General features: G+C 71.9%; 9 protein-coding genes. 2 read left to right on the forward strand and 7 right to left on the reverse strand.

The annotated features are described in order from the left end of the window. The first annotated feature begins 15 nt into the window (after nt 1-15). Nucleotides 16-1,533 carry a mannitol dehydrogenase family protein gene (locus IEY30_RS19335; protein ID WP_052358801.1) on the forward strand — a complete coding sequence of 506 codons (1,518 nt, stop codon included), beginning with the start codon at nt 16-18 and terminating at the stop codon, nt 1,531-1,533. After that, entirely contained in the window at nt 1,509-2,951 is a 1,443-nt protein-coding gene (xylB, locus tag IEY30_RS19340; protein WP_030200952.1) for a xylulokinase, read from the forward strand. The genes IEY30_RS19335 and xylB overlap by 25 nt, the downstream gene beginning before the upstream one ends. Before the next feature lie 39 nt (nt 2,952-2,990). On the opposite strand, the gene IEY30_RS19345 is transcribed toward xylB, so the two are convergent. The 7 genes from IEY30_RS19345 to IEY30_RS19375 all read right to left on the reverse strand — a co-directional run bounded on the left by IEY30_RS19345 (nt 2,991) and on the right by IEY30_RS19375 (nt 11,678). After that, nucleotides 2,991-3,803 (reverse strand): DUF4328 domain-containing protein, encoded by an 813-nt coding sequence (locus IEY30_RS19345; protein ID WP_030200949.1) that lies wholly within the window; start codon nt 3,801-3,803, stop codon nt 2,991-2,993. Nucleotides 3,804-3,866: 63 nt separating this feature from the next. Next, entirely contained in the window at nt 3,867-5,384 is a 1,518-nt protein-coding gene (locus IEY30_RS19350; RefSeq protein WP_229675103.1) for a DUF2252 domain-containing protein, read from the reverse strand. 19 nt (nt 5,385-5,403) lie between these two features. Continuing rightward, the gene (locus IEY30_RS19355) at nt 5,404-5,784 is read right to left on the reverse strand and encodes an SHOCT domain-containing protein (RefSeq protein WP_030200941.1); all 381 of its coding nucleotides are present in this window, start codon (nt 5,782-5,784) and stop codon (nt 5,404-5,406) included. Nucleotides 5,785-5,899: 115 nt separating this feature from the next. Then, nucleotides 5,900-6,664 (reverse strand): flavodoxin family protein, encoded by a 765-nt coding sequence (locus tag IEY30_RS19360; protein WP_052358767.1) that lies wholly within the window; start codon nt 6,662-6,664, stop codon nt 5,900-5,902. Nucleotides 6,665-6,781: 117 nt separating this feature from the next. Further along, a complete protein-coding gene (locus tag IEY30_RS19365) occupies nt 6,782-7,609 on the reverse strand; it encodes a DUF4328 domain-containing protein (protein ID WP_030200933.1) in 828 nt (275 codons plus the stop codon). A gap of 88 nt (nt 7,610-7,697) precedes the next feature. Further along, nucleotides 7,698-9,458, reverse strand: coding sequence for an arginine--tRNA ligase (gene argS / locus IEY30_RS19370; protein WP_030200929.1), 1,761 nt, complete (start codon nt 9,456-9,458; stop codon nt 7,698-7,700). 255 nt (nt 9,459-9,713) lie between these two features. Then, on the reverse strand, nt 9,714-11,678 hold the full coding sequence (locus IEY30_RS19375) for a sunset domain-containing protein (RefSeq protein WP_030200926.1): 1,965 nt from the start codon (nt 11,676-11,678) through the stop codon (nt 9,714-9,716). Between the last annotated feature and the right edge of the window lie 98 nt (nt 11,679-11,776).

Here is an 11,776-nt window from a genome sequence, read left to right on the forward strand (position 1 = left end):
AGGACCCAGACGATCATGACCACCTCCGACGCCGCGGCGTCATCGACGCCGATCCCCCTGTCGCAGAGCACGTATGCCGCCCTCCCGCCCGAGGTGGGCCGGCCGGGCTACGACCGGGCGAAGGTCACGGCGAGCATCGTGCACTTCGGTGTCGGTGGCTTCCACCGGGCCCACCAGGCGATGTACGTCGACCGCCTCCTCGAGGACGGGCTCGCGCTCGACTGGGGCATCTGCGGGGTCGGCGCGCTGCCCCAGGACCGCCGGATCGTCGACACCCTCAGCGCGCAGGACGGGCTCTACACGCTCGTGGTCAAGCACCCCGACGGCCACCGGGAGGCACGCGTCGTCGGCAGCATCGTCGAGATGATGTTCGCGCCGGACGACCCCCAGGCCGTCGTCGACCGGCTCGCCGACCCGCGCACGCGCATCGTGTCGCTGACCATCACCGAGGGCGGCTACGTCGTCAACCAGGTGACGGGCGAGTTCGATGCCGACGACCCGGCGATCCGCGCCGACCTCGAGGAGGGCGCCGTCCCGCGCACCGTCTTCGGCTACGTCGTCGCAGGGCTCGCGGCGCGGCGGGCTGCCGGCGAGGCACCCTTCACCGTCATGTCCTGCGACAACCTGCCGGGCAACGGCGACGTGGCCCGCCGGATGATGACGGCCTTCGCGCGACTGAAGGACCCGTCGCTCGCCGACTGGATGGACGAGCACGTGTCGTTCCCCAACTGCATGGTCGACCGGATCACCCCCGTGACGGCGCAGGAGGACATCCACCGTTTGGCCGACGAGTTCGGTGTCGCCGACGGCTGGCCCGTCGTCTGCGAGCCCTTCACGCAGTGGGTCCTCGAGGACCACTTCACCGACGGTCGCCCGCCGTTCGAGCAGGCCGGGGTGCAGCTCGTCGACGACGTCGTGCCCTACGAGCTGATGAAGCTCCGGCTGCTCAACGCGAGCCATCAGGCCCTCTGCTACCTCGGCTACCTCGCCGGCTACCGCTACGCCCACGAGGTGTGCCAGGACCCGCTCTTCGTCGACTTCCTCCTCGGCTACATGGAGCACGAGGGGAGCCCCACGCTGCCGGAGGTGCCGGGCGTCGACCTCGACGCGTACCGGCACGAGCTCATCGAGCGTTTCGCGAACCCGGAGGTGCGCGACACCCTGGCGCGCCTGTGCGCCGAGAGCTCGGACCGCATCCCCAAGTGGCTCGTGCCGGTCATCAACCGCAACCTCGAGACCGATGGCGAGATCGACCGGTCGGCGCTCGTCGTCGCGGCGTGGGCGCGGTACGCCGAGGGCACCGACGAGCAGGGCGAGCCCATCGAGGTCGTCGACCGCATCAAGGACCGGGTGATGGCTGCCGCCGCCCGGCAGGGAGAGGACCCGCTCGCCTTCCTCCGCGATCGCGACCTCTTCGGAGGCCTCGTCGACGACGAGCGTTTCACCACGGTGTTCACGGACGCCCTGTCGGCCTTGCACCAGAAGGGCGCCCGGGAGACGCTGCAGTCATGGAGCACCAGGGTGACCACGTGACCGACGGCCGAACGCTCGTCGCCGGGGTCGACAGCTCGACCCAGTCGACCAAGATCGTCGTCTGCGACGCCGAGACGGGGCAGGTCGTCCGGTCCGCCCGCGCCCCGCACCCGGACGGCACCGAGGTGCACCCCGACCGCTGGTGGGAGGCCTACGAGCAGGCCGCTGCCGGTGGGATCCTCGAGGGTGTGGCGGCCATCGCGGTGGGTGGCCAGCAGCACGGGATGGTGACGCTCGACGACGAGGACACCGTCGTGCGCGATGCCCTCCTCTGGAACGACACTCGGAGTGCGGGCGCCGCCCGTGACCTCACTGCCGAGCTCGGCGGCGCTGCTGCATGGGTGGAGGCCGTCGGCTCGGCACTGGTCCCGAGCTTCACGGTGACGAAGCTGCGCTGGCTCGCCGAGCACGAGCCCGAGCGCGCTGCCCGGGTGGCTCGGGTCGTGCTGCCGCACGACTGGATGACGGGTCGGATCCTCCAGCAGGGCAACGGCTTCGAGCGCTGGAGCACCGACCGCGGCGACGCGTCGGGCACCGGCTACTGGTCGGCAGCCGACGGCGACTACCGCCTCGACCTGCTCGAGCGCGCCTTCGGTCGCGTCGTCGAGGTGCCCGAGGTGCTCTCCCCCGCCCAGCGGGCGGGGCGCACCACCGGAGGCCTGCTCGTCGCTGCCGGTACCGGCGACAACATGGGCGCCGCGCTCGGCCTGACCCTGCAGCCGGGCGACGTCGTCGTGTCGCTCGGCACGAGCGGCACCGTCTTCACCCCCCACCGTTCCGCGATCCGCGACGAGTCGGGCGCCATCGCGGGCTTCGCCGACGCCACGGGCCACCACCTGCCGCTCATGTGCACCCTCAACGCCGCCCGCGTGCTGACTGCCACCGCCAGGATGATCGGGGTGGATCTCGCAGAGCTCGACCGCCTTGCGCTGCAGGCGAGTCCGGGCGCCGGTGGCCTGAGCCTGCTGCCCTACCTCGACGGCGAGCGCACGCCCGACCTTCCTGACGCGACGGGCACGCTCGCCGGGTTGACGCGCTCGAACGCCACCCCCGAGAACCTCGCACGGGCCGCCGTCGAGGGGATGCTCTGCAACCTCGTCGCCGGTGTCGACGCCCTGCGCGACAAGGACGTCGAGGTCCGGCGCATCCTGCTCATCGGCGGCGCGGCCGCCTCGCGCGCCGTGCGAGAGGTCGCTCCCGGGCTCTTCCGAGCACCGGTCGTGGTGCCCGCGCCCGCCGAGTACGTCGGCGTCGGCGCCGCCCGACAGGCCGCGTGGGCCCTCTCGGCTGAGCCTGCCCCGCCGACGTGGGACCTCGAGATCGACTCGGAGTATGCCGTCCGGCCGGGTGACGAGCAGGCGCACGCCGACGTCGTGGCGCGCTACCAGGCGCTCGTCACCCGGACGCACGGGATCTGACCGGGCCCGGCTGCGCCGCACCTACCGGCTGCGCCGCACCTATCGACGCGTGAACGCGGTGATCCGGCCGACGACGAGCGCGAGGAGCACCGCCGCCCCGGCGATCAGGGCGTTGCCCACGCCCTTGACGCCGAGGTAGAGCTCCAGCGTCGGCAGGAGCGACTCGACCGAGGCCGGCGCGCTGAGCCCGACCCGGAGGACGCGTTCGACGACGGCACACAGGACGGCCGGCAGGGCGACGAGCCACCAGGCGGTCACGAGCCTCGGGGTGCTCCGGTCGACGGGACCGTCGTGGACGCCGCGACGGGCGTTGTGCGTGCCGTGCCACAGGTCGCGCAGGGCATAGGCGCCGAGCACGACGTTGGCCACGGGGACGAACCATCCCCCGACGGCGATTCCGGTGCTGCGGGTGTAGACGTTGTGCGCCGACCGGTCCGAGGTCCAGAGACGGTGCAGCCAGACGAGGAACACCACGAACGCACCGGGAAGGACGTAGGTGATGGGCCACAGGAACTGATCGACCAGCGCACGCAGCACGACGAACTCCTCGACGTCCCGCGTGGCGACGAGACGCCTGAGCGTGAGGTCGACAGCCGCGGCCACGAGCTCGGCGACCGCCGTGAGGCCGAGCAGGGGCTGGGTGGCGCGCGCCAGGACGTCGTTGGCCCGGCTCCACGGGCGAACCTTCACCCGGTTGCCGTCCGACGTCAGTCCCATGAGGCCGGTGCGATCCGGTGTGGCCGGCGCGACGGGGGCCAGCGTGAAGGTAGCGGCCGCGGGGGCCGGCGGGGCAGCCGGCGCCGCAGCGACCCGGCTCGGTCCGGTCGGCGTGCTCGGTGGTTCGTAGGTCATGACGTTCCTCCCCTGTGAGTGGACGTCTGGAACCTACGGGAGGTCGAGGGTCGGCCTCGCCGCTCATCCACAGGCCCCCGCGAGGCCCGACCGCCGGGTCAGAGCTCGCTCGACGCCTGCAGGCGACCGGAGGCCACGGCCTCGGCGAGGGCGGCATGGTCGCCCTCGTTCTTGTCGGCATAGGCCACGGCGAAGTCCGCGACGGCCTCGTCGAACTCCACTCCTTCGCCCCCGCCCGTGACGTCCCCGCCCTTGCCCGCAGCACCGTCCGGCCCCCCGGCCACGTCCTGCCCCCGCTCCCCCCGACCCGAGGTAGGCAGCGATGTCGCGGCGGTCCCCCGACCGGGCGTGCGCGCGGGCAAGCGTCCAGGCGCACATCTGCCCCAGCATGTCCAGGGTCGCGTCGTCGATGGTCTCGATCTCGAATCCGCCCTTCCAGTCACGGAACTGGCGGACGTAGAAGTCGCGCTCGACCCCGTCGATCCCGGCGGTGCGCTGCCACCCGAGCAGGATGTCGCTGCTCGCCTGCATCAGCCGCTGCCCCTCGACGACCCGTCGCCCCTGGTTGTCGAAGGTGGGGCCGGACAGGTGCGCGGCAAGCACCGAGTCGACGGCCTCCTTGGCCTGCAGCATCAACGGGTCCCCCGACTCGTCGAGCAGCAGCATCAGCCAGGCGCGGGTGCCGACCGAGCCGACGCCGACGGCCTTGCGGGCGAGGTCGACCACGCGGAACCGGTCGAGCAGGACGCGCCGGTCGGCCTGCAGGGTGCCGCGGTACTGCACGAGGATCCGGCCGGCCCAGTCGTCGAGGTCATCGGCGAGGTCCGGGGCGAGGTCGCGCACCGGCACGAGCAGTGGCGGGTCGCTGGCGAAGCGTGGCTGACCGTCCTCGACGGTGGTCAGCTTGCCCAGCGCATGGGCGGAGTCCCGGCTCCGGGACTTCTCCACGACCCGCCGCGTCGTGGCGCGGGACGCCTTGGGCAGCGCCTCCTTGAGCCGGGGCAGGCCCGGCTGGAGCTCGCCCCGGGTGTACCAGACCTCCAGCATCGACTGCGCGGCGAACCGCGCCATCGACAGCCGGTAGGACCGCACGGCCGCCGTCGTGATCGCGCGACGGCGCTTGCGGCGCAGGCCGTTTCCGCGGCCGGCGATCTCGAGGCTGGCGGCCAGCCGCTTGACGTCCCACTCGAACGGACCGGGCCACGTCTCGTCGAAGTCGTTGAGGTCGAAGACCTGTCGCCGCTCCGGCGACGCGTAGAGCCCGAAGTTGGACACGTGCGCGTCACCGCACAGCTGGACCGTCAGCCCGGTGCCCGGTGCGGTCGAGAGGTCGGCCGCCATGACGGCCGCTGCGCCGCGGTAGAACGCGAAGGGCGAGGCGAGCATGCGGCCGTGACGGACGGGCAGCAGCTCCGCGATGCGGGCGCGCCCCTGCTCCTCGAGGAGGGCGACGACGTCCTGGGCACCCGGGGGTGCGAGCTGCGCGTGGGCAGCGAGCGGCATACGCGATCGGGCCTCCCGGACGCGCTCGGCACGTGTGGCCGAGGCCTCCGGGAGGGCCCCGTCGGGCGCCCCGCTCACGGGACCACTGCTCCCGCGGTCAGGCCAGCGCCTTGGCCTTGAGGGAGGCGAACTCGTCGGCCGTGATCGCGCCGGTGTCGAGCAGCTCCTTGGCCTTGGCGATCTGCTCCGGCGCCGACGTGCCCGTGCCGGCCACCGAGCGCACGTAGTCCTCCTGCGCCTGGCGAGCCTGCTCGTACGACTTCGCCGTGCGCTCGTTCATGCCACGGCCGCGGACGATGAGGTAGACGATCGCGGTGATGAAGGTGAAGAAGACGAGGCACACGACCCAGAGCGCCTTCATCCCGCCGGAGACCTCGGGGTCGCGGAAGAGGTCAGCGACGATCGAGAACAGCACCATGAGGTACGACGCGAACGCGAAGAAGATGATGATGAACCAGATGATGTCCCAGAACGACATGTCGGGGCGACCTTTCTCGTAGGGCAGCGACCCAGTCGGGTGTGCTCCCTGCCATCGTCACCACCACCCCCGCCCCGCGGCATCATCCTCACGGGGTGACTGTGGGCCCGTGGGATCAGCGGTACTCGGGGTTGTGCCAGCCGAAGTGCTCGCCCTCGTTCCACGCCGACCGCACGTTGCCGTATGCCGGCACGCCACCTGCGTCGTGCAGCATCCTCGCGAGGTGCATGAGGTTCCACGTCATGAAGGTCGTGTTGCGGTTGGTGAAGTCGTTCTCGGGTCCCCCGCTGCCGGGGTCGAGGTAGCTCGGGCCCGGGCCGGCCTCGCCGATCCAGCCGGCGTCGGCGTTGGGCGGGATGGTGTAGCCGACGTGCTGGAGGCTGTAGAGCACGTTCTGCGCGCAGTGCTTGATGCCGTCCTCGTTGCCGGTGATGAGGCACCCGGCGACCCTGCCGTAGAAGAGGTACTGCCCCTGGTCGTTGAGCATGCCGCTGAGAGAGTAGATGCGCTCGATGAGGCGCTTCGCGACGCTGGAGTTGTCACCGAGCCAGATCGGTCCGGCGACGACGAGGATCTGGCTGTCGAGGATGCCGGGGTAGATCTCGGGCCAGGCGTCTGTCTCCCAGCCGTGCTCGCGCATGTCGGGGTAGACGCCGGTCGCGACGTCGTGGTCGACGAGACGGATCTCCTCGACGGTGACGCCGTGCTCGCGCATGATGGCCGCGCTCGCGTCGACGAGCCCCTGCGTGTGGCTGAGCTCGGGGCTCTTCTTGAGGGTGCAGTTGACGTAGGTGGCCCTGAGGCCGCTGAAGTCCCAGCCGCTCGGGCCGGCTGTGGTGCTCGTCCCGCTCGTGTCACTCGTGCTGCTCGTGTCGCTCATGAGCCGACTGTCCTCTGCCGCAACGGACCGCCGCAACGGCCTGGATGTGACGAGGTGCTGACGTCCCGTGGACGTCAGCACCTCGTCGACCGCGTGGCCGCGCCCCTCCCGGCGGTGTCAGCGACGCGTGAGCGCCATGACCTTGCGGATGTAGAGGATGGCGATCACGGCGCCGGCCGCGCCGGCCACCCCGCCGAGGGCTTCGTACGTGAGGCTCGCCTGGACCGAGGTCATGAGCGCGTCGATCGAGTCGGGGCGCTGCAGACCGCTCTCCGCACCGCGACCCAGCATGACGAGCACGAGGTTGACGGCGATGACGACCCAGAAGGCGATGACGAGTCGCGGGGTCGCGGCCGGGCGGCCCGGCTTGGCCTCGGGGCTGGCGTGCTCGACGCCCCACAGCAGGTCTCGCAGGGCGAGCGGGCCGAGGACGAAGTTGGCGAACGGGATGAACCAGCCACCGATCGCCATGCCCGTGCCGCGCGTGTAGAGGCTGTGGTCGGAGCGGTCCGAGGTCCACACGCGGTGGAACCAGACCAGCAGCAGGATGGCGGAGAGCGCCCCGACACCGAGGATGAGCAGGTAGAGGCCGTCGGCGCTCTGGGCCTCGCGCTCCATGGCGGCGAAGTCACGGTCCTCGAGCTGGCCCTTGACCTTGACGTCCAACGAGGTGAGGTAGAGGTTCGCGAGCGCCCCGACGACGAACGCCGCCTGGGTCATGACGGCGACGACGGCCGTGGACTGGCGCCACGGCCGCACCGCGACGTTCTTGACGTTGGCCGTGACACCCGTCTGGGCGGCGGCGGGCGCGGGCGGCGGTGGTGGTGCCGTGGCCGTCGCGGCCGGCTGGGCGCCGGTCGGGACGGTCGGGACGGTCGGGACCGTCGAGGCCGTTGGGACCGCGGGCGATGCCGGTGGTTCGTACGGTGCGGCGGGCTGGGTCATGTGCGTTCTCCCCTGTCGATGTGACGTGCGGCCGCAACGTAGCGCAGCGCCGACACCGACAGGGGCAGAACGGGACGAACCGCCCCGGTCACATCCGCTCTGGAGACTCCAGCCCGAGCAGGTCGAGACCCGTCGTCATGACACGGAAGACGAGGGCGCACAGGGTCAGGCGCGACTCCTTGACCTCGTCGTGCTCGGCCTTGAGCACGGGACAGTTCTCGTAGAACGCCGAGAACGCCTGTGCCAGCTCGAAGAGGTAGCCGGCGAGCCGGTGCGGCTCGTAGGTGTCGCCGACCTCGGCCACGACATCGCCGAACCCGAGCAGGTGCGTGGCGAGGGCACGCTCGTGCAGCTCACCGAGCAGGATCGGCGCGTGCTGGGCGGCCGGGTCGAGCCCCACCTGGCGGAAGATCGACCGGACGCGGGCCACGACGTACTGCAGGTAGGGGCCCGTGTTGCCGGTGAGCGCGACCATGCGGTCGAGGTCGAAGACGTACTCGCTGTCGTGCGCGACGGACAGGTCGGCGTACTTCACGGCCCCGATGCCGATCTGCCGCGCGATGGTCGCCCGCAGCGTGTCGTCGAGGTCGGGGCGCGTCTCGTCGATGACGGCGCGCGCCTTGTCGACGGCCTCCTCGAGCAGCGCCATGAGCCGCAGCGGCGCACCGGAGCGCGTCTTGAGGATCTTGCGGTCCTCGCCGAGCACGTTGCCGATCTGCACGTGGACGGGCACGACGTCGTCGGGCAGCCAGCCGGCCTTGCGCGCCGTGTCCCAGACCATGTTGAGGTGCAGCGACTGCGGCGCCCCGATGACGTAGAGCACCCGATGGGCACCGAGGTCGTGCACGCGGTACTTGATCGTCGCCAGATCCGTTGTGGCATAGCCGTATCCGCCGTCGGACTTGCGGATGATGAGCGGCACCGGCTTGCCCTCGCGGCCGGTGTAACCGTCGAGGAAGACGCACAGGGCGCCGTCGGAGACCTCGGCGATGCCGCGTGACTCGAGCTCCTCGCAGATGCCGGGGAGGGCGTCGTTGTACATCGACTCGCCCGCGAGGTGCAGGTCGGTCAGCGTGACGCCGAGGGTCGAGTAGAGCTTGTTGAAGTAGACCTTGGACAGGTCGACGAGCTCGTTCCAGAGCCGCAGCGTCTCGGCGTCGCCGGCCTGCAGGAGCACGACCCGGGAGCGGGCCCTGACGTTGAAGTCGCCTGCGCTGCCGGCGGGTTCGGCCTTCTCGGCGGCGTCGAACTTGACCCGGGCTGCCTGGTAGAACGCGTTCGGGTCGGTGACGAGCAGACCCGCCTCGTCCGAGCCCTCGCCGACGTCGAGCAGGTGCTCGATGAGCATGCCGAAGGGCGTGCCCCAGTCACCGATGTGGTTCTGACGGATGACGTTGTGGCCCAGGTGCTCGAGCGTGCGGGCGATGGAGTCGCCGACGACGGTCGTGCGCAGGTGCCCGACGTGCATCTCCTTGGCGACGTTGGGCGCGGAGTAGTCGATGGGGATGTTCTGCGTCGGCTGGAGCGGGACGCCGGCGCGCTCGTCGGCCTCGACCTCCTGGAGCAGGCCGGCGATCCACGCGCTCGAGAAGGTGAGGTTGATGAACCCCGGCCCGCTCACCTCGACGGAGTCGCAGACGCCGTCGAGGTCGAGTGCGGCGACGATCTTGGCCGCCACGTCGCGCGGCGGCATCCCGACCTTCTTGGCCAGGGCGAGCGCGGCGTTGACCTGCACGTCGGCGAACTGCGACGGACGCAGCACCGGGTCCGCCTCGCGGTAGTCGTCACCGAGAGCGGCGGCGATCGCGGACTGGACCTTGGGCGTGAGCGCGACGAGCGGGGAAACCATGCCGGTCAGTCTATTTGTGCGCGCCGGGTGCCCGCGCCACCGTTTCCGCCGGGCCCGGGCGATGGCGTATGCCGCGTGCTCGGGTCTGCGTGCTTGCCCGGGTGAGCTCGGGCGCGGTGCGGCGCAGTGGCAGGCCGACCCGGACGGGCTCGAGGAGGCGCGGACCGACGCTGACCGGCCGGACAGGGGTGTGGCCACGTGCACCGGGTGCACGTGGCCACGTCGACCTGTGGTGACTCGACCGTCAGGACGTGGTCACTCCCCCTCGCGGCGGAAGCCCGCGCGGCGGGCCGCCTCCTCGTTGTAGAACCACACGTCCGGCTCGACGTCGTCGTAGCCGGCGTCGTCGGGGCCGAGGAAGGTCGTGCCGTCGCGGCGTCCCTTGATCGCGTGGCCGAGCGGCTGCGCGCCGTCGGCGATCGGTGCGGCAGAGCCGAGTCCGAAGCCGCCGTCGACGACCTCGTCGAAGCCGGACATCCGTCGACCGGACGCGGGCTGCTCCTGGGTGGACTCGGGCTGGGCGGATTCCGGCTGGGCCGACTCGTCCTGGACCGGCTGCTGGGCCGACTCGTCCTGGGCCGGCTGCTCGGCGGACTGGGAGGCCGGCTCGTCGGACGCCCCCTCCGTCGCGTCGGACCTCGGGTCGTCCACCGACCACGCGGTGTCCGTGGGCGCGGCGGAGTCGTGCTGCTGCTCGTCGCTCTCCTCCACGACGGGCTCGTCGCCCGCGTCAGCGGTCGGGGCCGCACTCTCGGGGGCGTCGGGGGCGTCGGTCCAGGCCGTGTCGGTGACACCGTCGTCGCCGGTGTCCGACGCGCGGTCATCCGTCGTGTCGGACGCGCTGTCAACCGTCGGGGCGGACGCGGTCGCCGGTGCGCGGTCAGCGTCGTCGCTCGCCGGCTCGGCCAGCTCGTCGTCCTCGTCGCTCTCGTGGGAGTGCGGCGCCATGTCGACGTCGAGCCCCTGGTCGGCAGCGTCCTCGTCGCCCGCGTCCTCGTCGAGGCCGCGCTCGCCGGGGGTGGTCGCCCAGGCCTGGCCGCGGTGGTCGCCCGGGTCGCTCGCCGGGGTGCCACCGTCCGAGAGGACGTCGTCGCGCTCGTCCAGAGCGGGGACCTCGACCCGCTCCGGCTCGTCGGCGTCGGCCACGGGCGGGGCGAAGGAGTGGTCCGTCGCATCGGCAGCCGCGTCCGTGGAGGCGTCGGCGCTCATGTCGGTGCGGGTGCTCGCGTCGGTGTCGCTGTGGTCGCTCATGGTCGTGGACCTTTCGTCGGGAAGCCCTTCCGGTGCACTCCCAGTACCCACTGAGCCCTGCGACGCCGCGTCGTCCTCGTGACCGGCCTCGGCTGCCGCCTCAGGCGCCACCTGGTCCGTCGCCAGGTCCGTCGCCGTGTCCGTCTCTTCGTCCGTCTCTTCGTCCGTGTCCTCGCGCCTCGTGCCGAGGACCTCGGGCTCCTCCGACGCGTAGGAGGACTCGTCAGCCGTCTGCTCGTCGACCTCACGGTCGGCGTCGCTCGCGAGGTCGGTGCCCTCACCCGCGGCCACAGCCGGCTCGACGGGCTCTTCGGTCGCAGCCGGCTCTTCGGCTCTGGCGGCGGGCGCGAAGGGGTTCTCGGCGTCGGCGAGGTCGTCCTCGTCGTCGTCGTCACGCGTGAAGGCCGCGGCGCCCACGGCGGACGCGCCGGCCACGGCTGCGGCACCTGCCGCGCCGCCCCGGTGCGCGGGCTCCTGCCCCGGGAGGCGGTTGCCGTCGTCGTCCACGCGGTAGCCCTCGTCGTCGGTGGCGACGTCGGGGTCGACACGGTCGGCCTCGCGCTCCAGTCCCGCGTGCTCGGCGCGGGCCGCCTCGGCGGTGGCGCGGTGCTGCTCGGCCTGCTCCTCGAGGCGTCGGGCCTCGGCAGCCTGCTGCTGCGCCTCAGCCGCCTGTCGTTCGGCCTGCGCCCTCTGGCGCTCGGCCTCGGCCCTCTGCCGCTCTGCCTCGGCGGCCTGCCGCTCGGCGTCGGCCCGCGCGTCGGCGGCCATGGCGGCGGTGACCGACGCCCGGTCCTGGGTGTCCTGCACCTCGGGACGACGGTCGTCGACGCGGGCGCGGAGCTCGCCGGCCTCGAAGCGACGCGCCTCGACCTCGCGACGGCGCCCTGCCGAGACGAACAACCAGATGATCACTGCAATGACGACGATCGCCACCACGATCCACAGAACCGTCTTGCCTGCGTCGGACATGCCATTCCCCTCACGGATTACGGGTCCTCGCGACCACGTCACCCGAAACCTACTGCGCCGGAGCGCTCCCGCGGCACCCAGCACACCGCTGGACTCGT

Source organism: Terrabacter tumescens, from assembly GCF_014646815.1.
In the GTDB taxonomy this organism is placed as follows: domain Bacteria; phylum Actinomycetota; class Actinomycetes; order Actinomycetales; family Dermatophilaceae; genus Terrabacter; species Terrabacter tumescens.

What these genes read in the sequence shown, in the direction of transcription:
- IEY30_RS19335 (WP_052358801.1), top strand. Translation starts at nt 16, where the DNA reads ATGACCACCTCCGACGCCGCGGCGTCATCGACGCCGATCCCCCTGTCG.
- xylB (WP_030200952.1), top strand. Translation starts at nt 1,509, where the DNA reads ATGGAGCACCAGGGTGACCACGTGACCGACGGCCGAACGCTCGTCGCC.
- IEY30_RS19345 (WP_030200949.1), bottom strand. Translation starts at nt 3,803, where the DNA reads ATGACCTACGAACCACCGAGCACGCCGACCGGACCGAGCCGGGTCGCT.
- IEY30_RS19355 (WP_030200941.1), bottom strand. Translation starts at nt 5,784, where the DNA reads ATGTCGTTCTGGGACATCATCTGGTTCATCATCATCTTCTTCGCGTTC.
- IEY30_RS19360 (WP_052358767.1), bottom strand. Translation starts at nt 6,664, where the DNA reads ATGAGCGACACGAGCAGCACGAGTGACACGAGCGGGACGAGCACCACA.
- IEY30_RS19365 (WP_030200933.1), bottom strand. Translation starts at nt 7,609, where the DNA reads ATGACCCAGCCCGCCGCACCGTACGAACCACCGGCATCGCCCGCGGTC.
- argS (WP_030200929.1), bottom strand. Translation starts at nt 9,458, where the DNA reads ATGGTTTCCCCGCTCGTCGCGCTCACGCCCAAGGTCCAGTCCGCGATC.
- IEY30_RS19375 (WP_030200926.1), bottom strand. Translation starts at nt 11,678, where the DNA reads ATGTCCGACGCAGGCAAGACGGTTCTGTGGATCGTGGTGGCGATCGTC.